Genomic DNA, 22925 nt, shown 5'->3' with positions numbered 1-22925 from the left:
TTAGCCTATTCAAACTATTCCATAGTTCTAAATCATAAATTTTATTAGGTCAATTAAAGTAAAAATAGAGCAACGCTATAATTGTTGGTCTTGCTACCTTGTTCTACAAGAATTAATATCTAATACAAAACAGATGATTACAGAAGATAAGAGTAATGTGAAATCAATGTCCTCAAATGAGTTTTCTAATGAAGACCAGAAGAATCAAGAATCTGCTCAGAAAAAAGATTCCAGCAAAGAAATAGGAAACCCTGTAAATAATGGCGGTGTTTCGGCTTCAAAAAATGATTTACATCTAGAAAAGCAATGGTTGGCCATACGAGATGAGTACTTGTCCAATTTCCCAGAAATGAAAGATATAAACATTGATTATGAGCAGAACGATATAAAATCTCTAATTACGGATATTGCCGTTAGAAGGCAGAAAACAGACCAAGAGATTAAAGATGAAATTATAAACTGGACTCCAAAAAAGTAAGTATGAAAAAGATTATCTACATATTGATTATAGTACTTATTGTAAGCTGGGTATTGGGTTTTTTAGTTTTTAAAATTCTAGGAGCCTTAATTCACCTACTATTATTATTGGCTGTTGTATTATTGATTTATAATTGGTTAAGCAATAAAAAAAGCACATAATTAAAGTCCATTTTCATTTGAAGTTTTTAGAGATTATTCTACTAAAGCCACTATAAGTTTTTATTGCAGTTAGTAACAAGCATCATTTCTTATTACTAGTTTTGCATTTTTAAATTTATAGTATGATTTCAGTAGATAATTTAGCCGTAGAATTTAGTGGCACTACCCTTTTCAGTGATGTATCTTTTGTAATAAACCCAACCGATAAAATTGCCCTTATGGGTAAAAACGGAGCAGGTAAATCTACCATGATGAAAATCGTTGCAGGTGAGCAAAAAGGTACACGAGGTAATGTTAGGGTACCCAAAGATGCTGTAATTGCATATCTACCGCAACATTTACTTACAGAAGATAATTGTACTGTATTTGAAGAAGCTGCAAAAGCCTTTAAACACGTATTTTCTATGCGTGATGAAATGGAAAAGCTTAATAAAGAGTTAGAAACTAGAACAGATTATGAGAGTGATGCCTACATGTCAATCATTGAAAAAGTATCTGATTTAGGTGAAAAATATTATGCCTTAGATGAAGTAAACTATGATGCCGAAGTTGAAAAAGCTTTAAAGGGATTAGGGTTTAAGCAAGAGGATTTTACAAGACAAACCAACGAGTTTAGTGGTGGTTGGCGTATGCGTATAGAGTTGGCAAAAATTCTATTACAAAAACCAGATTTAATTTTGTTAGATGAACCTACCAATCACATTGATATAGAATCTGTTATTTGGCTAGAAGATTTCTTACTGAACAAAGCTAATGCTGTAATGGTGATTTCTCACGATAGAGCCTTTATTGACAATATTACCAACAGAACCATAGAGGTTACAATGGGGCGTATATATGATTATAAAGCTAATTACTCTCACTACCTACAATTACGTGAAGACCGTAGGTCTCATCAAATAAAGGCGTACCAAGAACAGCAGAAATTTATTGCCGATAACATGGCGTTTATAGAGCGATTTAAAGGCACTTATTCCAAAACAAATCAAGTTACGTCTAGAGAACGAATGTTAGAAAAGCTTGAAATTATCGAAATCGATGAAATTGATACATCTTCATTAAAACTACGTTTTCCACCTGCCCCACGTTCAGGAGATTATCCGGTTACGGTTAAAGATGTATCTAAATCATATGATGAACATATTGTTTTCAAAGATGCGAATATGTCCATCGCTCGTGGTGAAAAAGTCTCTTTTGTAGGTCGTAATGGTGAAGGTAAATCTACCATGATCAAGGCTATTTTAGGAGAGATACCCGTAGAAGGTACTTGCCAATTAGGGCACAATGTTAAGGTGGGCTATTTTGCACAGAATCAGGCATCTCTTTTAGACCCAGACCTCACTATTTTTCAAACTGTAGATGAAGTTGCATTTGGTGATATTCGTAATCAAATAAAGAATATTCTAGGGCGTTTTATGTTTAGTGGCGATGATATCGATAAAAAGGTAGGCATGCTTTCTGGAGGAGAAAAGACCAGACTTGCAATGGTGAGATTGTTGTTAGAACCTGTTAATCTTTTAATTCTGGATGAGCCTACCAATCACTTAGACCTAAAATCTAAAGATGTTCTAAAAGAAGCATTATCTACTTATGATGGTACGTTGATTTTGGTTTCTCACGACCGTGATTTTCTTCAAGGATTATCACAGAAGGTTTTTGAATTTAAAGAACAACGTGTTATTGAGCATTTTGAAACTATAGATGCCTTTTTAGAGCGAAATAGAATTAAGAGTATTTCCGAAATAAATTTGATGAAGTAGATAGAATAATACTAGGTGAATTCATTGTCGCATTTCTCATCTATTACCTGTAGCTATATCAAATAAAAAATCCCCAAATTTTCACTTGGGGATTTTTTATTTCAAATGAATCTGGAAATTATTTTCCGCCATCTAATTTATCTTGTAATGTTTTCAATTTATCCCAATCACCGTTATTGGCTAACTTAGCTTGTTTTGGCCATGAACCAGGTTTATGCATTGAATAACGAGGACCTGCTTCCTTTAAAATTCCTTCTAAAGATTTCACAGAAGCTTTACTTAACTCCGCAAAAGTTCCATAACCGTTCTCAGTTAAAATAGATGCAATTTTAGGACCAATTCCTTCAATTTTTTTTAAATCATCTTTCTTAGCCTTTGCTGCAGGCTTTTTAGCCACTACTTTCTTTGCTACGGGTTTTTTAGCAGTTGCTTTCTTTACCGTTTTCGTTTTTTCTGGTAGCGATGTTAAATCTACAACGCTATTATCAATACCCGAATAAGGTGAAGGTACATAAGCATCTGCCGCATGATCATTAAACCACCCTTTGTCTACACTTAAATATCTAAACTCATAACGTTTACCGTTCTCAAGCTTTATACTCTTTTCAAATGTACCACCCTTCTTCTCCATCTGGTAAGAGCTATTATTGGTTTGCCATTTATTGAAGTCTCCTAACAATAAAACGTCAGATGTGCTCGGTGCTTCATTCTCTCCTATTTTAAAGGTTACCACAGTATGCTTTCCCTTTGTTTCTTTTGCTAATGCCATTTTATATAGTGTTTTAATTCTAGATAAAAGTTACATAGAAATAACTCATTTTCAAAAGTTTGGCATAAGTAATTATTGGATTTTTGCAATAAGCTTAGATTTTGATCACTTGCAACCTTTTTTGCTCATTTAAATAGAAATAAAATATTAAATCTATATCAATATATCATTTAAGCAGGGTTAAAATTAGCCGCGATAAATAACAATTTCTTTACTTACCATAAACTATTTAATCGTAATATTACAATGAAACAATTAATGATATTATGGGGTTAGCAAAAACAGAAATGTTTACCGATGAACAAAATGAAATTTCCTTATTCGCAAAAGTCTTTGGTCATCCTGCTAGGGTTGCCATACTGCAGCATCTATTTAAATTGGATAGCTGTATTTGTGGAGACTTGGTTAATGAAATAGGTCTTGCACAACCAACCATTTCTCAACATTTAAAAGAACTCAAGCAATTAGGTTTAATAAAGGGAAATGTTGAAGGTACCAGTGTTTGCTACTGTATAGATAAAACCAATTGGTTACATATGAAAAAGATTATGATACAATTTTTGGATCAAGATATATCCAATAAAGAATGTTGCTAAAGCAATCTACCACAAACATAAATATAAACAACATCTTCATCCTGAATCAAATTAATTCAAAACACAACAGATTTAGACCTCTAAAACAATAATTAAATGACTACAAAACAAATTACTTTACTACCTAAAATAAACGAATTAATCCAAGAATTGAAACCTGATAACATATCGGCCGAGAGAAAAAAAACATTGCAACCATTAATTGATTTCATTCAAGATAAAACGGCTAACAATCAAGAAATTAGATTAAATTTTATTTGCACACATAATTCTAGAAGAAGTCATCTATCTCAAGTATGGGCACAGACTATGGCTACCTATTTTAGTATTAAAAATGTGTATTGCTATTCTGGTGGTACAGAAGCTACGGCATTGTTCCCAATGGTTGCAGAGACATTAAAGAATCAAGGATTTCAAATTCAAAAATTATCGGACACCAGTAATCCTGTGTATGCCATTAAGTATTCTGAGAATGAACATCCTGTTATTGGTTTTTCTAAATTATATGAAGATTCTTTTAATCCGGCTTCGCAGTTTGCGGCAATTATGACTTGTTCACAAGCAGATGGTGGTTGTCCTTTTATTGCAGGTGCCGAAAAAAGAGTACCTATCACTTTTGAAGATCCAAAAGCGTATGATAATACGCCGCAGCAAGCAGAAAAATATGCTGAAAGAAGTATTCAAATTGCAACGGAATTGTTTTACATATTCTCACAAATCAACAAGTAGAAATGGCATCTAAAAAATTAAGTTTTCTAGATAAAAACCTAACCTGGTGGATTTTTGCTGCCATGGCGCTTGGTGTGGGTATCGGTTATTTTGTACCATCCTTTCCAGAAATCATCAATACATTCAATAGTGGTACTACAAATATTCCTATAGCCATCGGTTTAATATTAATGATGTATCCGCCATTGGCCAAAGTGAACTATGCCTTATTACCAAAGGTTTTTAGAAACACAAAAATCTTATCTATCAGTCTTATCTTAAACTGGATTATTGGTCCGGTACTAATGTTCATACTCGCTATTACTTTTTTATCAGACTATCCAGAATACATGGTAGGTCTAATTCTTATTGGTCTGGCGCGTTGTATTGCTATGGTATTGGTATGGAACGACCTTGCAGAAGGCAGTAGCGAATATGGAGCAGGTTTAGTAGCACTGAACAGTATATTTCAAGTATTTGCATACAGTTTCTACGCTTGGATATTTATCACCGTGCTTCCTCCCTACTTCGGTTTTGAGGGTGCGATAGTTGATATATCAATTGGCACCATTGCAGAAAGTGTAGCCATTTATTTAGGGTTACCCTTTTTAATGGGGATATTAAGTAGATTGATTTTAGTGAAATTGAAAGGCGAAGATTGGTATACGAACAAATTCATACCCACGATTTCACCAATGACTTTGATAGCCCTGTTATTTACCATTGTCATCATGTTCTCATTAAAAGGAGAGCTCATAGTAGAAATACCTCTGGATGTGCTGATCATAGCAGTTCCATTATTAATCTATTTCACTTTAATGTTTATTATCGGATTCTTCTTTACTAAAGCCACAGGTGCAGAATATGATAAAACAGCATCAGTAGCATTTACTGCAGCCGGAAATAATTTTGAATTGGCAATAGCAGTTGCCATTGCAGTATTCGGACTCAATTCTGGTCAGGCATTTGCTGGGGTCATAGGTCCTTTAGTTGAGGTGCCTGCGCTTATATTTTTGGTACGGGTTTCATTTTGGTTGAAGAAGAAGTATTTTACCACAACTAAAGAACCAGCAGTATAAAAAAGTTTATATGCATTTAAACACGTAAAAACAGAACATTAATACATAACGGGAAGTTCTAATAAATCAAAGCCTCTATCTACAAATTTTGTAAATAGAGGTTTATTTGTTTCATGATGTTATCTGAATAAGTACAATACGTAAAAAGTATTCAACATTCGGCAATTAGCATACAACTATCAGCACGTATCCCTTTAATTTTGTCAAAGTAAATCCGAATTATAGAATTTAAAAAATACTCATGAATAAAGTCGTATTAATTACAGGAGCTTCTTCTGGTATGGGGAAATCTACAGCCAACATATTAAAAAATCAAGGGTATATTGTTTATGGAGCTGCAAGAAGAATGGAAGAAATGCAAGATTTAAAATCGCAAGGAATACACATTGTGCCTTTAGATTTAACCAAAGATGATTCTATTGTTTCATGTGTAAATACCATAATCGATAAAGAAGGTAGAATAGATATTTTAATTAACAATGCCGGTTATGGCTCTTACGGTACGGTAGAAGATGTATCTATAGCAGAGGCCAAAAGACAGTTTGAGGTGAATATATTTGGTTTGGCACGAATTACACAATTGATACTGCCAAAAATGAGAGAACATAAGTATGGTAGAATTGTAAATATATCGTCCATGGGCGGTAAGGTTTATTTGCCTTTAGGCGCATGGTATTTTGCCACTAAGCATGCTTTAGAAGGATGGAGCGATTGCTTACGTTTAGAAGTGAAGCCTTTTGGCATTGATGTGGTCATTGTAGAACCTGGCGGAATAAAAACCCCTTGGGGCTTAATTGCCGCAGAAAGTTTGAGAGAAACTTCAGGTAAGGGGGCCTATGCAACATTTGCAAATTCAGTTGCAGACACCATGAAAAAAGATTTTACTAATGATCGTTTTACAGATGTAAACGTGTTAGGCAAAACGATAGCCAAGGCGGCTACGGTAAAAAATCCGAAAATTAGGTACGTTAAAGGGTATTCGGCAAAGTTAGCCATAACGTTACGTAAGTGGTTTGGTGACCGTATATTTGACAAAGTGATTATGAGTCAATATAAATAGCATGATCAAAAGCATCTTAAAAAAAATAATGATAACAACCTTAGCAATAATTGGCATACTGGTTATCGCCATTCTGGCATTTACCAATTTATATCCAAGTTTTGGTGGCAATAGTACCAAAAGTCAGAAAGTAGGCTATGAGCAGTCACAGCAATTTAAAGAAGGTAAATTTCGTAATGTAAAACCGGTACCAGAAGATTTAGCTTTTTCTGATAAGCTTAGTTTAGCGTATACCTTTTTCACTACCAAAGTGCCCAATGGCCGCCCTAAAGCAGATTTAATTCCGCAAAAAATAGATTCTATTAGTATTGCCAATTATAGCGGAGAAGCAAGAATGATTTGGTTTGGACATTCCTCTTTTTTATTACAGATTGATGGAAAAAATATTCTAATTGATCCAATGTTTGGTGCAGTGGCTGCCCCTCACCCACTTTTAGGTGAAAAACGATTTAATAAAGAATTCCCCATAGCAATTGAACAATTACCACAGATTGATGCGGTTATTTTCTCTCATGACCACTATGACCATTTAGATTACGAATCTGTTTTAAAGATCAAGGATAAAACAAATCATTTCTACACTCCGCTAGGTGTTGGTAATCATTTGACTGCTTGGGGAGTTTCTGTTAGTAAAATCACAGAGATGGATTGGTGGCAAGAGACTCAATTCGGTAATTTAAAATTTGTTTGTACGCCAGCACAACATTTCTCAGGTAGAGGTTTGAATAATGCGCAAAGTACCTTGTGGAGTTCTTGGGTAATTACTTCAGAAAATGAGAATATCTTTTTTAGCGGTGACAGCGGCTATGCTGATCACTTTAAAAAAATAGGAAAAAAATACGGTCCTTTTGACCTTGCATTGATGGAATGCGGTCAATACAACCAAATGTGGTCAGATATACATATGATGCCAGAAGAAACCGCACAAGCTGGTATCGATGTAAAAGCAAAAAAGATAATGCCAATTCACTGGGCAGGTTTTAAATTAGCATTGCATGAATGGACAGATCCTATTAAAAGAGTTGAAGCTAAAGCAACTGAATTGAACTTACAGGTAATAGCTCCACAAATTGGGCAAGAGATAATAGTGAAAGATTCAGTTACGACCTACCCCAACTGGTGGCAAAACATTTAAGTTATTGGTTATGAAGGAAATTATTAAAATTAATAGTGTTGCAGAAGTTCATTCTTACTTTAGTTTAGAGAAACCAAAACACCCATTAATTTCCGTATTGAAAATTGGCGATAATTGGAACCAAATTGGTCTAGAAAATTTTAAATATTCCTTAGGTCTATATCATATCAGTTTAAAAGATAATTGTGCTTTTACCATTAAAAACTACGGTAGAAATTCATATGATTACCAAGAAGGCTCAATGATTTTTATGGCTCCTGATCAAATAATGGAGTTTGAAAAACAAAACATTAACACCACAGACCAAGGTTGGACGGTAATGTTTCATCCTGATTTAATTAGAAAATCTGAATTAGGTAAAAAAATAGAACAGTTTTCCTTTTTTGAATACGCATCTAACGAAGCGCTACATTTATCTAATGATGAAAGAAAAACGGTAACCGAAATAGTACAAAAAATAGAGAAAGAATATAGCGGTAATATAGACACACATAGTCAAACCATCATTATTTCTAATTTAGAATTGTTACTTAATTATTGTGTAAGGTTTTATGACAGACAATTTTATACAAGAACCAATTTAAATAAAGATATAGCCGGCAATTTTAAAAAACTATTAAAAGAGTACTACAGCCAAAACAAACAAATTGAACTTGGTATACCAACGGTAAAATATTGCGGAGAAGCATTGAACATATCAGCTAAATACTTGAGCGATTTACTTAGAAAAGAAACAGGACAAGGAACGCAAGATCATATTCATCAATACATCATAGAAAAAGCCAAGAACAAACTGTTGAATTCAACGAAAAGTGCTAGTGAAATAGCATATTCACTTGGCTTTGAATATCCGCAATATTTCAGTAAAATCTTCAAAAAGAAAACCTCTATGAGTCCTAATGAGTATCGGTTAAATCTCAATTAGAAATCACTCTAGCCACATCACCCATCATTAATTCTTATCGTATTTCACTAAATACCTATATGGTTTTAAGTTGAAGCAAACTGATTTTTTTTGTAGTTAATAATAGGTTAAATACCCCTAAAAACATTCTATACCGTATTTTATTGAGCATCTTTACGGTATGAAGCAGGCATTAAAATCTGAATTATCAAAACAACTCATACTCAATGAGGCGTTTAAACTTTTCTATGAAGATGGATTTAAGACTACTAGTATTGAAAAAATAATGAAGGCTACTACCATGACAAAAGGAGCTTTCTATCATCACTATGCAAATAAAAAAGAATTAGGCATAGAAATAATTACCCAAAAATTACAAAGTAGAGTTCAAAAAAGAATGGTATACCCACTATACCAAAACGGTAATGCATATGCTATTTTAGAAGATACTTTTTTAAACAGCCTTAAGTCTTTCACCATGTATGAAAAGAAACACGGTTGCCCCACAAATAATCTTATCAATGAAATTGGGGATAATGAAAAGGTATATCAAAGAGCGCTGAAAAACATTATTGAGGAATGGAAAAGAGCTCTCATAGAGTTAATTGAACGAGGAAAGACAGAGAACTCTATTAAAAAAGAAATTTCAAGTGCTGCAGCTGCTATTTATTTAATTAGTGCTTTTGAAGGAATACGTGGAATTCGCAAACTTTATGATGATGATAAGGTGATGGACGAATATTTAAACGGGCTATCTATTTACTTAAAACAAATAAAACAATAATTTTTTTATCCAAAAACATACCACTTAGAATGTTTTTAAAATTATAAATACTATGAACAAAGACAGAAGAAACTTCATTAAAAAATCGACCATCCTTGGTGCTGCCGGTGCAGCCATACCTGCCCTAGGGTTTGCTAACAAAAAAGAAGAATTATTTGAAAGACCGAAAGTACTTTTCTTTGATGTTAACGAAACCCTTTTAGATTTAACAGCTATGAAAGATAGCGTTGCTAAAGCGCTAAACGGCAGAAATGATTTGTTACCGCTATGGTTTACGACTATGTTGCAATATTCACTTGTGTCTACAGTTGCAAATCAATACAATGATTTTGCCATTATTGGTGCTGCAGCTTTGCAAATGGTTGCCGCAAACAACGGCATAACGCTAAGTCATGATGAAGCCAAAAAATCTATTGTAGACCCTATTCGTTCATTGCCTGCACACCCAGAAGTTCCATCTGCTTTACAATCTTTAAAAGACGCGGGTTACAAATTGGTTTCTTTTACCAACTCATCAAATAAAGGTGTTGAAACACAATTTATAAATTCCGGACTTACCAAATACTTTGACCAACGGTTAAGTATAGAGGATATGGGCAAGTTTAAACCACATGTTGATGCATATAATTGGGCAGCGAGAAAAATGAAGATACAACCACAAAAATGTTTGTTAGTAGCTGCACACGGGTGGGATATTTCTGGAGCACTTTGGGCTAATTGGAGAGGCGCATTTATAAGCAGGCCTGGTGCTCAATTATACCCGTTATCGCCTACTCCAGAAATCAATGAGCCCAATCTTAAACTAATTGCAGATAAATTGATAAGCCTTTAATTTTCTAATACAGCAAGCAACTAAAAATAAACTCATGAAATTAAAAGACAAAGTGATATTAATCACTGGGGCATCTAGATGTATAGGGCAAGAGATTGCATTTTTATTAGCCGAAAATGGCGCAAAAGTGGTAGTAAATCATTCTAAAAGTGATAAGGATGCGGAAGCAACGGTTGCAGAAATTGAGAAAAATGGCGGTAACGCAATTGCCATTAAAGCAGATGTCAGTGATAGAGATCAAGTAACCGAACTATTTAACCAAGCCATCAAGACTTTTGGAAAAATAGATGTATTGGTGAACAATGCAGGTGTCATGATTTCGAAAAAATTAAAAGATAACACTCAAGAAGATTTTAACAAACTGTTTGATGTGAATGTGAAGGGCGTCTTTAACACGTTGCAAGAGGCTGACAGTAAACTATCAGATAATGGTAACATTATTAATATATCTTCTAGTACGGTGAAACTAATGTTCCCTACTTACGCATTATATTCCGCCTCAAAAGCTGCTGTTGAACAAATGACAAGAGTATTTTCAAAAGAAATAGGCAGGGGAATCTCTGTCAATGCTTTAGCACCAGGAGCAACAGAAACTGAATTATTCTTAAATGGAAAATCTCAAGAGTTCATTGATAAATTAAGTTCAATGAATGCCTTTGACAGATTAGCAAAACCTATTGACATTGCTCGAATTGTACTATTCTTGGCCAGTGATGATTCTAAATGGATTTCTGGACAAACTATTGGTGCTAATGGAGCCTTAATATAATCTCACCTTCTAAATTAACCACAATGAAATTTAAAATTACCACCCTAATAGTTTTTAGCCTTTTAATAGCCTCTTGTAAAGGTAAAAAGTCAGTAGAAAAAGAAGAAATTTCTACTTCGTCCTTTAATAATAAAGGTCATGAACTAGTGTATAACATGGTTCAAAAAGTTGGGAACTATAAAGCCCTTAGAAATAAGAAGGATGTTGTTTACACCTACATATATCAAACACCTGATGGCAAGACGGATATTTCAACAGAAAAATATCTTTTTAATGGTGAACTTTCCTCTGGAAAATACAGTCAACATGAAAGAACGCTAAGTAATCTTGAAGGAACCATAGAACAAGGGTATGACGGTCAAGAATTTTGGCTAAAACATAATGATCTGCTTGTTAACGATAGTATCGATTTAAAAAAGGTGGCGTTTAATAGACCAACTAATTTCTACTGGTTTACCATGTTTCAGAAATTACTGGACAAAGGTGTTTTCTATGAATATATTGGAGAAGAGACCATAGATAGTCAAGCTTATGATATTGTAAAAGTTTCATTCAATTTCAATGACGCAAAACCAACAGATATTTATCAGCTATATATAAATAAAACCACATTACTTGTAGACCAATTTTTATTTACAGTAGCCGATTACGGATCCTTTGACACCCCTAATTTAATGAGGGTTGAATATGAAGAAGTAGATGGAATTTTACTCCCTACAAAACGTAAATACAAGAAATCTACATGGGATGCAAAAGTTAGTGATAAGCTTTGGGTTAAAGTAAATTGGAAAGACATTTCCTTCAATAATGGATTAGACAAAAATGATTTTAAAAGTCGAGATAAATTCTAATTGTGTAATGACCGTAATTCAAATCATCTGTTTGCATTAGTTTAAAGAAATTGAATAATAACAAATTTATCTAAAGGTTGTTGTTAAAATTAAATACATTGCATGCCTGTTTATTTATATAGCTAGTAGAAGTAAATCTGTAAATAGAACTAATATTTAATTTAAGAAACAACTTAACTACCAACTCAACTTATGTCCGCAACCAACGATTACAAAACATTTGAAAATCTAAATGAAGAACAATTACCAGTTGCAAAACATAAGTTACATGATTGGACTCATTTTGCCGGACTGTATGCAGCAGAACATGTAGCCGCAACGGAATTTGTTATTGGAGCTACATTTGTTGCCCTTGGAGCAAAAACAATGGATATAATTCTGGGTCTATTGATAGGGAATATTTTAGCGGTTCTAAGCTGGACATTTATTACTTCTCCCATAGCAGTAGAAACAAGATTAAGTTTATATACATACTTAAATAAAATTGCGGGAGATTCAATGACCAAGCTCTACAACTGGGCTAACGTTATCATATTTTCAGTAATCTCCGCGGCAATGATAACGGTATCTGCAACAGCAGTTCGTTTTGCTTTTGATATACCTGCCCAGCTCAACTGGTACCCTACCAATATGTGGTTTGTGGTAATCGTTTTCTGTGTTGGTCTTGTAGTAGTTTCTATTGCCTTGTATGGCTTTAATGCCGTATCTGAATTTTCTGGAATATGTGCACCGTGGTTATTTGTTATGTTTACAAGTGGCGCCATGGTACTGCTTCCTGCTTTGTCATTAGATGTTTTAGGAGTAACTATACCAAATGGATGGGATGACCTTATAACTCTCGGAGATCAGTCTATTTGGACGGGTCTTGACAGTTCTGGTAAACCTGGCATTGGCTTGGTTGAAGTTATTGGTTTTGCATGGGCTGCAAATACCATAACCCATTTCGGATTAATAGATATGGCTCTTTTACGATTTGCCAAAAAGAAATCTTACGGATTAGCTACTAGTACAGGTATGATGTTTGGGCATTATGTTGCTTGGATAGCTGCCGGTATTATGGGTGCAGGTGCAGCTGTAATTATTGGTAAATCTATTGTAGAATTAGACCCGGGTGATGTAGCATACTACGCACTAGGATGGTCTGGATTTGTGATTGTTATTGTAGCGGGATGGACTACTGCCATAACCAACTTATACCGTGCTGGATTAGCAGCACAGGCTATTTTCCACAAACATTCTAGAAAAAAGACGACAATTATCGTTGGTTTAATTACCATTGCAATTGCATGTTTTCCTTTTGTATTTTCTCAAATACTTCCACTATTAACTTACGCTGGCTTATTGGTAGTGCCGGTTGGTGCAATTGTATTTGCCGAGCATCAAATATTTCCAAGAATTGGTTACACACGTTACTGGTCTTCTTATAGCAACTTAACTTTTAGCACTCCTGCCATAGTTTCTTGGGGTCTAGGTTTGGTATTTGGGTTTGGCTTAAATGCTTTCAACGTAATGTCATTCTTTTACCTTTTTATACCTACATGGTTATTTACGATAGTCATTTACACACTATTAGCTGGTCGTTATGGTGCAAAAAACAAATATCCAGAAGCAGAGGAACAAGAAAAAATACGCAATGAAAAAATTGTAGCATTTCAAGAACAAAAAGGCAAATTAGAAACGAAACAAAAGAAAGACACCTCACTCTTGTCTAAGATATTAAAGGTCGTTTCAATTACAGCTCTGGTAATTACATTAGTATTGGCAGGCATCGTATTATTTGATAGTGCCGATGAAAATTTATATGTTGAAAATAGAGAGATTTTCTACCGATATGCATTTATTTGTACCATAATTTATTTCGTGACAGCCTACTGGGTTTTATTACGTGGAAAATCAAAAAAATTAAGCTAAAATAAAAAAGAGATGATGTTGAATAACAATAATTTAGCAGCAATAAATAAACAATTACCTACCCCAACCTATAAGAGAGATTCACTTAAAGTGGGAATTGTACACGTTGGTGTTGGTGGTTTTCACAGGGCGCACCTAGCATATTACACACATCTACTACAAGAGCAAGAGGATGCTTCTGAATGGGGAATTTGCGGTATTGGACTTAGAAAAGGAGATCAAAAAATTCATGATGTTCTTATAAAACAAGACGGACTTTACACCCTTATTGTAAAGCATCCTGATGGGAAAATAGATTCGCAAATAATAGGATCAATAATAGATTTTAAACTAGGGCACGAAAATGCTGATCCAGTTGTAAATCAAATGGCACATCCAGATACTAAAATTGTTTCATTAACTATAACTGAAGGAGGTTATAACTTTAATCCAGCAACGGGAGAATTCGACTTTGAGAATCCAGATGTTCAACACGAATTACAAAATCCTAATAGTCCTAAAACTATATACGGATTTCTAACGGCTGCTATAAAGATAAGACGTGAAGCAGGCTTACCAGCTTTTACCGTAATGTCATGTGATAATATTCAGCATAATGGTGATGTTACAAGAGATATGTTACTTGCATTTGCAAAAGAACAAGACAAAGACTTAGCAACTTATATAGAAAAAGAAGTACGTTTTCCAAATAGTATGGTAGACCGTATAACACCTGTTACCACACCATCTGATATTGATTATTTAGAAACTACATATGACCTTAAAGATGAATGGCCTGTAACTTGTGAGCCTTTTATACAATGGGTTATCGAAGATGATTTCTCTAATGGTAGACCAGAGTTTGAAAAAGTAGGCGTACAATTTGTGCCAGATGTAAAACCATACGAAAAAATGAAATTGCGTCTATTAAACGCAGGTCATTCAGTGTTAGGTATTTTAGGTGCTTTACATGGTCACCCAACTATTAATGCTTGTATGGAAGACGATATATTCGTTACCTATTTAAGAGCATTCATGGACCAAGAGGCAACTCCTATTTTAGATAAATTAGAAGGTATTGATCTAACCGCTTATAAGGATAGTTTACAAGAGCGTTTTGCAAATCCAAACATTAAAGATAACGTAAGTCGTATTTGCTCAGAAAGTTCAGCGAAATTACCGAAATTCTTAATTGCTACCATTCAAGATAATTTAGCTAGCGGTGGCAGTATTGATTATGCTACCTTGGTAATTGCAGCTTGGTGTTATTATAGTGATAAGGGAATAGACAAAAATGGTCAAAAAATAGAAATTATAGATGCTATGCAAGATCAGTTACATGCTGCAGCAAGCAACACAAAAACTGACCCACTTGCCTTTATTAGACAAGAATCCTTATTTGGTAATCTAATCAATAACGAACGTTTTACAACAACATACAGTGACTTGGTTCAGAAAATTTATACAGATTCAGATATAAAGAAGCTCATGAATTAATTTTGAGCTAATAGTATATTTAATTTCCCTAAAAGTATTAATTCAGATTTGTTATTACCTGAGAATGAACTTGCAATAGCCTTGGCCGTTTTTTTGGTCAAGGTTTTTATTTTTTCTGAGAATGCATGTGGGTGCTCTTTATAAAAATCCACAAACTCCTGAAAACACTCCTTACTACTTATTGAAGAATCCATAAGAACATCAAAAACTATTTCAATTTGGTTTGCGGCATCAGTACCGTATCTATCTGTAAAATCATCTACCCATAACCAATCTTCTTTTACATATTCTTTGACCTTCTCCCATTCATTATTATGAACAGTACCATCGCTTATGGCTACGGCGTAAAATAGCTTACCTAAACTTTCATAAAGCCCATTCATGGTTTTTGCAGTATTCTCCATATTAAAAGTTTTAAGTTAACTCATTAAAAATATAAAACCGTAGATTAGGAAAACATGACAAAAATCAGTGGTTATTTATATATTTGAAATATGCAGGATTTCCAAAAAAACAGTAATATTTTCAATTTACTTTCAGAAGGTGTTTCAGAGGGTATTATTGTAGTTAATTCAGAACAAAAAATAGTTGCCACCAACTCTTCATCCGAACAAATGTTTGGGTATATGAAAGATGAATTAATTGGTAAACCTTTAGATATTCTAATTCCAAAAAGATATCATTCTGGGCATGATGCACACGTAGATAAGTTTATTGCCAAAAGTGGCAAGCGTCAAATGGGTCATGGAAGAAATCTATATGGTATCTGTAAAAATGGAAAGGAATTTCCTGTAGAAGCTGGTTTAAATCCATTTGAATTTTACGGATCCACCTATGTAATGGCACTTGTTATAGATATAACAGAACGAAAAAGCCGCGAGGAAGAACTTAGTCATTGGGCACGTATTTTTGATGAATCACTTAATGAAATTTATATTTTTGATGCCGAAACTTTCAAGTTTTTAAATGTCAATAAAGAAGCACAACGAAACATAGGTTATTCTATGGACGAAATGACTTCTATGACTCCTGTTGATATCAAACCAGATATAGACGATTTATATTTCAAAGAATTAATAGCACCATTAATAAATAGTGATACTGGCAAAGTAAAATTTGAAACCACCCATGCCAGAAAAGATGGCTCTACTTATCCTGTTGAAGTACATCTGCAACTATCTAATCTAGGGGAAAACAGAGTATGTGTTGCCTTTATTTTAGATATAACAGAAAGAAGAGATTATACAGAAAATTTAGAAAATATTGTTGAAGAAAGAACACATCAACTTACAGAAGCATTAGCAGTAGAAAAAGAACTTAACGAGCTTAAAACACGTTTTTTATCCTTAGTATCACACGAATTTAAAACCCCTTTAAGCAGCATTTTAACATCTATTACGTTACTGGGTAAATATACAGAAACAGACCAACAGCCAAAAAGAGACAAACATGTAACTACCATAAAAAACAAGGTAAAATATCTAGATACTATCCTTAATGATTTTCTTTCTGTTGAACGCTTAGAATCTGGTAAAGTAAATTATAAGATTGAAGAATTTCCATTAAGTAAAACCGTTAACGAAGTAGTATACAACTGCAATATGCTTCTTAAATCTGGTCAAAAAATTCACTACCCAGAAAATATTGATGAAGTAAATATTAGGTTCGATGAGAAAACTTTAGAATTGGCATTATCGAATTTAATACACAATGCAATTAAATATTCCCCAGAAGATTCAACCATAGATATAATAGTTGAAATAAGGGATAAAGACTACGCTATTAAAGTAATAGATGAAGGAATAGGTATACCTGAAGAAGAGCAAAAACATATATTCAATCGTTATTTTAGAGCAGAGAATGCGCTATTAACACAAGGTACAGGTATAGGTTTAAACATTGCAAAACAACACATAGAGAATTTAGGAGGTAGCCTTGAGTTTTCAAGTACCGAAAAGAAAGGGTCTACTTTTATTCTTTATTTACCAAAATTAAATACCAACTAGAAGATGAAAAGAATTTTATTGATTGAGGATGATAAAGCCTTACGCGAGAATACTGAAGAACTTTTAGAACTTTGTGGATATAATGTAACTACAGCATCAAACGGTAGAATTGGTATTGAAGCCGCCATAGAAAATTTACCCGACATCATAATATGTGATATAATGATGCCAGAAGTAGATGGTTATGGAGTCTTAGAGAATCTTTCCAATAACGAAAAAACAAAACAAATACCTTTCATTTTTCTTTCTGCAAAAACAGAGCATAAAGAAATTAGAAAAGGCATGGACTTAGGTGCAGATGATTATTTAACCAAACCTTTTGAAGAAGAAGACCTTACTAGTGCTATAGAAAGCAGACTGGCAAAAGCTGAGCTTATAAAGCGTATGCAAGATGATACATCTAAAGAACACGGTGTTACAGAAAACGAAATACAATCCATTCATGAACTAAAGAATTTCTTTGATGATAATGGAGAATTAGCCAGTTTTAAACAAGGTGAAATAATATTTCAAGAAGGAGTACGCTCCAATAAAATTTATCTTATTCTAAAAGGATTGGTAAAATGTTACAGCATGGATTCTGATGGCAAAGAATTAATTACCTCTTTAAATAAGGCAGATGATTTTTTAGGTTTTACTTCCTTTTTAAATAACGTACCATATCAAGAGTCGGCAACGGCGTTAGAAGCAGTAGAATTAGCGGGAATTTCAAAAGATAATTTAAAAGAAATCTTAGGGGAGAATAACAATATTTCGCTAGAGCTAATGGAACTCTTATCTCAGAATATCTCTAACATAAAAGCCCAATTATTACAGATGGCATACAGCTCTGTACGTAGAAAAACTGCACAAACCTTACTACAGTTCGCAGATATAATGAATACCAATAAAGATGAACCAATTAAAATTTCACGTAATGATTTGGCTAGTGTTGCCGGAATTGCCACTGAAAGTTTAATACGAACACTATCAGGCTTTAAAAAAGAAGGTTTAATTACAATTGAAGGACGAAATATTCAAATTAAAGAATTAAAAGCGCTGCAATATGTAAATTAGTTATATCTGATATTTATCATTTATTGACTGCCATCATGGATATAAATTTGCATTGTAAGTATCCATGAATGAAACACATTTTAATTCCCACAGATTTTTCCAATAATTCTTGGAATGCGGTTGAATATGCTGTTCAGTTATATAAAGGTGAATCATGCATTTTTTTTATCTTACATATTGATGAGCTAAGCAAGTCTTATGTAAAAGGTAATTCTTTTATGGCATTGACTAAGCCCAATCCATCAACAACAAAAGATAAATTGAATCATTTCTTTGAACAAATAGGAAGTTTACCAGCTAATATATTACATCAGTTTATAGCCTTAGAGGAGTATGGTAATTTTATTGATATAGTTAAAAAAATTGTCCAAGAAAAAAAGATAGACTTAATAGCATTGGGTACAAAAAATGTCTCCCGTTTTAAAGCTTCGGTATTTGGGAATAATGCAGGTAATGTAATCACTAAAGTACCTTGTAACGTTTTAATAATACCAGAAGAAACAGCACTAAAAACACCTAATAAAATTGCGTTTCCAACTGACTTTAATCTTTTCTACTCCTACCCTATATTAAATTCACTGACCGAAATACTTGAAATTTCTAAGGCGAACTTGGAAGTAGTTCACGTTAGTCAATCTCAGCCTAAATTTACAAATGCCCAAGTCAACAATAAAGAATATTTAGATGACTATTTAAACGAGCTTTTTTTTGGTTCTCATAGCTTTCAAAGTATTCTTGGAGCAAATATTAGGGATTCCATCATAAACTACATTTCAAGCAACAAAATTGATATGCTGATATTGGTTGCTAAAAACCTAAACTTATTTCAACAACTATTCTTTAACAACTCTATTCAACAATTAAGTTATCATACTTCCGTACCGCTAATGGTTATACATGAGTAAAGTTCACTATTTCTCATTTGGAGCAATAATTTAAGATTTTGAGCCTTTTCAAAGAATAGCATAACATTCGTAATTAGCACTCAAAATCGTACTTTTGCAACTTTGCTATGAATACATGATTAATTTTGAAGAAAATATAGAGGTTAAGGGCGCACGCGTGCATAACCTTAAAAATATAGATGTTACCATTCCCCGAGACAAACTTGTTGTAATAACTGGTTTATCTGGTAGTGGAAAATCATCATTGGCTTTTGATACTATTTATGCAGAGGGACAAAGGCGATACATTGAAACGTTCTCTGCCTATGCTAGACAATTCTTAGGCGGTTTAGAGCGTCCAGATGTAGATAAAATAGATGGTCTATCTCCAGTAATTGCCATTGAACAGAAAACTACATCAAAATCACCGAGATCCACTGTAGGTACTATTACAGAAATTTATGATTTTTTAAGACTACTTTTTGCCCGTGCTGCTGATGCACATAGTTACAACACTGGCGAAAAGATGGTAAGTTATAGCGATGAACAGATTAAAAATTTGATCATTGAATCTTATGACGGAAAAAAAATAAATATTCTAGCACCCATAATTAAATCAAGAAAAGGACATTACCGTGAACTTTTTGAGCAGATAGCCAAACAAGGTTTTGTAAAGGTTCGTGTAGATGGTGAGGTAAAAGATATTGTTAAAGGCATGAAAGTGGATCGGTACAAGACCCATGATATTGAAATTGTCATTGACCGTTTAAAAGTTCTAGAAAGCGAAGATTTTCATAAACGCTTGTCAGAGACCATAAATACTGCCATGTATAGTGGTGATAATGTACTTATGGTACTTGAAGAAGGTACAGATGTACCTAGATATTTTAGTAGAGATTTAATGTGCCCAAGTACCGGCATTTCATATCCAAACCCTGAGCCAAATACATTTTCATTTAACTCTCCAAAAGGCATGTGCCCTAACTGTAGTGGTTTAGGTCATGTATACGAGGTCAATGAAAAGAAGATCTTTCCAAATAAAAAACTATCTATAAAAGGCGGCGGAATAGCTCCTTTAGGAGACTATAAAAAATCTTGGGCGTTTAAACAGATTGAGACCATAGCTGAGCGTTATAATTTTGAAATAACCGACCCTATTGAATCTATACCTGTTGAGGCAATTGAAATTCTTCTAAATGGCGGTAAAGAAAGTTTTGAAGTAGACTCCAAAACTTTAGGAGTTAAACGCACCTACAAAATTGATTATGAAGGTATTTCAAATTTTATTAAAAATCAGTTTGAGGAAGCAGCTTCAACATCCATAAAGCGATGGGCAAAAGAATACATGGACAAAATTACATGTCCAACTTGTACTGGGTTTCGTTTAAGAAAAGAATCGCTCTATTTTAAAATTGAAGAAAAAAATATTGCTGAGCTAGCTAATTTGGATATTGTTGAGTTAGCGGAATTCTTTAATGGCTTAGACAAAAAACTAAGTGGTAATCAACTTAAAATTGCCGAAGAAATAATAAAGGAAATAAACACCAGAATTCAATTTCTTTTAGATGTTGGTTTAGATTACCTATCCTTAAATAGAAGCTCTAAATCCTTATCTGGTGGTGAAGCTCAAAGAATTAGACTAGCCACACAAATAGGATCACAACTGGTAGGTGTTCTTTATATTTTAGATGAACCTAGTATTGGATTGCACCAGCGAGATAACGAGAGATTAATTAAGTCTCTAGAAGCTTTAAGGGACATAGGCAATTCTGTAATTGTGGTTGAGCATGATCGCGACATGATAGAACGTGCCGATCATGTAATTGATATTGGACCAAAAGCTGGGAAAAACGGAGGGCAAATTATTTCTGAAGGCACTCCAGAAGAATTAAAGAACGTACATACATTGACAGCCGATTACATGACCGGTGTCAAAAAAATAGAAGTACCAGAAAAGCGAAGAGCTGGTAATGGTAAGGAAATTGTGCTTTCTGGCTGTACGGGTAATAACTTAAAAAATGTCACTGTAAAATTTCCATTAGGTAAAATGATTGGGGTTACAGGAGTTTCAGGTAGTGGAAAATCTACACTAATAAACGAGACACTTTACCCTATAATGAACGCCCATTATTTTAATGGAGTTAAAAAGCCAATGCCGTATAAAAAAATTACGGGTCTTGAGCATATAGATAAAGTAATTGACATCAACCAATCGCCAATTGGTAGGACCCCAAGATCAAACCCAGCTACGTATACAGGTGTATTTAGCGAAATAAGGTCATTATTTACTAAAACAACGGAAGCTTCTATAAGAGGTTACAAACCTGGCAGATTTAGTTTCAATGTTAAAGGCGGGCGCTGCGAAACTTGCCAAGGTGGTGGATTAAGAGTTATTGAAATGAATTTCTTGCCTGATGTTTATGTAGAATGCGAAACCTGTAACGGTAAAAGATTCAACAGAGAAACATTAGAAATACGATATAAAGGCAAGTCAATTTCAGATGTTCTAGAGATGACTATTAACGAAGCTGTGTCATTTTTCGAACTTATTCCAAAAATACATCGTAAGTTAAAGACCATACAAGATGTTGGTTTAGGCTATATTTCACTTGGGCAGCAATCTACTACCCTATCGGGCGGTGAAGCTCAACGTATTAAACTAGCAACAGAACTATCTAAGAGAGATACCGGTAATACCTTTTATATTTTAGACGAACCTACCACAGGGTTACATTTTGAAGATATAAGGGTTTTGATGGAAGTTTTGAATAAATTAGCTGACAAAGGAAATACCGTATTAGTCATTGAACACAATATGGATGTAATTAAAATGGTAGATTACATTATAGACATTGGTTACGAAGGCGGACGCTCTGGCGGACAATTAGTAGCAAAAGGAACGCCTGAGCAAGTTGCAAAAGACAAGAAAAGCTACACGGCAAAGTTTTTAAAGAGAGAATTAAAATAAAATATTAGTTATTACATTTAACTATTAAGATTGTATTTAAAATATGAGATCAGAAAAACATCATAAAGGTTGGAACGAGATTAAGACAAATGACTCTTGGGCCATTTTCAAAATAATGGGCGAATTTGTCAATGGTTTTGAACGTATGAGCAAAATTGGGCCATGTGTTTCAATATTTGGGTCTGCAAGAACAAAAGAAGAAGACCCGTATTACAAACTAGCAGTATCTATAGCTAAATCTATAGCTGAGGCTGGTTATGGTGTTATTACTGGTGGTGGTCCAGGTATAATGGAAGCTGGTAACAGAGGTGCAAACCTTGCTGGTGGAACTTCAGTGGGTTTAAATATAGATTTACCTTTTGAGCAACATGACAATCCATATATTGACAATGATAAGAGTTTAGATTTCGACTATTTTTTCGTTAGAAAAGTTATGTTCGTAAAATACTCTCAAGGCTTTGTAGTAATGCCAGGAGGTTTTGGAACTTTAGATGAGCTTTTTGAGGCTATTACACTTATTCAAACACATAAAATTGGGAAATTTCCAATAATTCTGGTTGGCAGCGATTTCTGGACAGGTTTAATGGATTGGGTAAAAGGTACCATGCTTAAAATGGGAACTATCAGTCCCGAAGATTTAAATCTTATTAAAATTGTAGATACCGAAGATGAGGTAGTTGAGATTATTGATTCCTTTTACAAAGGGCACAGCATGAGTCCTAATTTTTAATCCCTACT

The 22925-nt window shown here is 33.9% G+C and carries 22 protein-coding genes; 20 read left to right on the top strand and 2 right to left on the bottom strand.

All coding sequences use genetic code 11. The features are described from left to right. Positions 1-133: 133 nt before the first annotated feature. From BM296_RS15685 to BM296_RS15680, 3 genes are all read left to right on the top strand, one after another. The gene (locus tag BM296_RS15685) at positions 134-478 is read left to right on the top strand and encodes a hypothetical protein (protein WP_091904345.1); all 345 of its coding nucleotides are present in this window, start codon (positions 134-136) and stop codon (positions 476-478) included. A 2-nt stretch (positions 479-480) separates the two neighbouring features. Beyond that, positions 481-639 carry a lmo0937 family membrane protein gene (locus BM296_RS19325; RefSeq protein ID WP_036146865.1) on the top strand — a complete coding sequence of 53 codons (159 nt, stop codon included), beginning with the start codon at positions 481-483 and terminating at the stop codon, positions 637-639. Between the two features lie 122 nt (positions 640-761). Continuing rightward, positions 762-2399: an ABC-F family ATP-binding cassette domain-containing protein gene (locus BM296_RS15680; RefSeq protein ID WP_027066759.1), complete on the top strand. Its 1638-nt coding sequence runs from the start codon at positions 762-764 to the stop codon at positions 2397-2399. Positions 2400-2517: 118 nt separating this feature from the next. Here BM296_RS15680 and BM296_RS15675 read toward each other — a convergent pair whose 3' ends face one another. Further along, positions 2518-3168 (bottom strand): helix-hairpin-helix domain-containing protein, encoded by a 651-nt coding sequence (locus tag BM296_RS15675; RefSeq protein ID WP_091904343.1) that lies wholly within the window; start codon positions 3166-3168, stop codon positions 2518-2520. Positions 3169-3434: 266 nt separating this feature from the next. Between BM296_RS15675 and BM296_RS15670 the strand changes: the two genes are divergently transcribed. The 12 genes from BM296_RS15670 to BM296_RS15615 all read left to right on the top strand — a co-directional run bounded on the left by BM296_RS15670 (position 3435) and on the right by BM296_RS15615 (position 15273). Further along, positions 3435-3764: an ArsR/SmtB family transcription factor gene (locus BM296_RS15670; protein WP_091904341.1), complete on the top strand. Its 330-nt coding sequence runs from the start codon at positions 3435-3437 to the stop codon at positions 3762-3764. A 96-nt stretch (positions 3765-3860) separates the two neighbouring features. Further along, positions 3861-4493: an arsenate-mycothiol transferase ArsC gene (locus BM296_RS15665; RefSeq protein ID WP_091904339.1), complete on the top strand. Its 633-nt coding sequence runs from the start codon at positions 3861-3863 to the stop codon at positions 4491-4493. 2 nt (positions 4494-4495) lie between these two features. Then, a complete protein-coding gene (gene arsB, locus BM296_RS15660) occupies positions 4496-5551 on the top strand; it encodes an ACR3 family arsenite efflux transporter (RefSeq protein ID WP_091904337.1) in 1056 nt (351 codons plus the stop codon). A gap of 241 nt (positions 5552-5792) precedes the next feature. Beyond that, positions 5793-6611, top strand: coding sequence for an oxidoreductase (locus BM296_RS15655; RefSeq protein WP_073246806.1), 819 nt, complete (start codon positions 5793-5795; stop codon positions 6609-6611). Positions 6612-6639: 28 nt separating this feature from the next. Beyond that, entirely contained in the window at positions 6640-7746 is a 1107-nt protein-coding gene (locus tag BM296_RS15650; RefSeq protein WP_091904893.1) for an MBL fold metallo-hydrolase, read from the top strand. Positions 7747-7756: 10 nt separating this feature from the next. Further along, entirely contained in the window at positions 7757-8671 is a 915-nt protein-coding gene (locus tag BM296_RS15645; RefSeq protein ID WP_091904336.1) for a helix-turn-helix domain-containing protein, read from the top strand. A gap of 160 nt (positions 8672-8831) precedes the next feature. Continuing rightward, positions 8832-9434 (top strand): TetR/AcrR family transcriptional regulator, encoded by a 603-nt coding sequence (locus BM296_RS15640; RefSeq protein WP_091904334.1) that lies wholly within the window; start codon positions 8832-8834, stop codon positions 9432-9434. Positions 9435-9486: 52 nt separating this feature from the next. Continuing rightward, positions 9487-10266 (top strand): haloacid dehalogenase type II, encoded by a 780-nt coding sequence (locus BM296_RS15635; RefSeq protein ID WP_091904332.1) that lies wholly within the window; start codon positions 9487-9489, stop codon positions 10264-10266. 34 nt (positions 10267-10300) lie between these two features. Further along, positions 10301-11035, top strand: coding sequence for a glucose 1-dehydrogenase (locus BM296_RS15630; protein WP_091904330.1), 735 nt, complete (start codon positions 10301-10303; stop codon positions 11033-11035). 23 nt (positions 11036-11058) lie between these two features. After that, on the top strand, positions 11059-11886 hold the full coding sequence (locus tag BM296_RS15625) for a DUF6503 family protein (protein ID WP_091904328.1): 828 nt from the start codon (positions 11059-11061) through the stop codon (positions 11884-11886). 192 nt (positions 11887-12078) lie between these two features. Then, positions 12079-13797 carry a purine-cytosine permease family protein gene (locus BM296_RS15620; RefSeq protein WP_027066744.1) on the top strand — a complete coding sequence of 573 codons (1719 nt, stop codon included), beginning with the start codon at positions 12079-12081 and terminating at the stop codon, positions 13795-13797. A 12-nt stretch (positions 13798-13809) separates the two neighbouring features. Next, entirely contained in the window at positions 13810-15273 is a 1464-nt protein-coding gene (locus BM296_RS15615) for a mannitol dehydrogenase family protein (RefSeq protein WP_091904326.1), read from the top strand. On the opposite strand, the gene BM296_RS15610 is transcribed toward BM296_RS15615, so the two are convergent. Next, positions 15270-15677, bottom strand: a complete 408-nt coding sequence (locus tag BM296_RS15610) for a hypothetical protein (RefSeq protein ID WP_245787034.1) — start codon at positions 15675-15677, stop codon at positions 15270-15272. The genes BM296_RS15615 and BM296_RS15610 overlap by 4 nt on opposite strands. 90 nt (positions 15678-15767) lie before the next feature. Here BM296_RS15610 and BM296_RS15605 point away from each other — a divergent pair, with 90 nt between their 5' ends. From BM296_RS15605 to BM296_RS15585, 5 genes are all read left to right on the top strand, one after another. After that, positions 15768-17279, top strand: coding sequence for a sensor histidine kinase (locus BM296_RS15605; protein ID WP_091904324.1), 1512 nt, complete (start codon positions 15768-15770; stop codon positions 17277-17279). Between the two features lie 3 nt (positions 17280-17282). After that, positions 17283-18335 carry a response regulator gene (locus BM296_RS15600; RefSeq protein WP_027066740.1) on the top strand — a complete coding sequence of 351 codons (1053 nt, stop codon included), beginning with the start codon at positions 17283-17285 and terminating at the stop codon, positions 18333-18335. A 68-nt stretch (positions 18336-18403) separates the two neighbouring features. Next, a complete protein-coding gene (locus BM296_RS15595) occupies positions 18404-19240 on the top strand; it encodes a universal stress protein (RefSeq protein WP_091904322.1) in 837 nt (278 codons plus the stop codon). 115 nt (positions 19241-19355) lie between these two features. After that, positions 19356-22187 (top strand): excinuclease ABC subunit UvrA, encoded by a 2832-nt coding sequence (gene uvrA / locus BM296_RS15590; protein ID WP_091904320.1) that lies wholly within the window; start codon positions 19356-19358, stop codon positions 22185-22187. Between the two features lie 43 nt (positions 22188-22230). Further along, positions 22231-22917, top strand: coding sequence for an LOG family protein (locus BM296_RS15585; protein ID WP_027066737.1), 687 nt, complete (start codon positions 22231-22233; stop codon positions 22915-22917). The last annotated feature ends 8 nt before the right edge of the window (positions 22918-22925 follow it).

The organism is Maribacter stanieri (genome assembly GCF_900112245.1).
Taxonomy (GTDB): Bacteria; Bacteroidota; Bacteroidia; order Flavobacteriales; family Flavobacteriaceae; genus Maribacter; species Maribacter stanieri.
The sequence above is the reverse complement of the archived record's forward strand: the minus strand, read 5'-3'. Positions and strand labels throughout refer to the sequence as shown.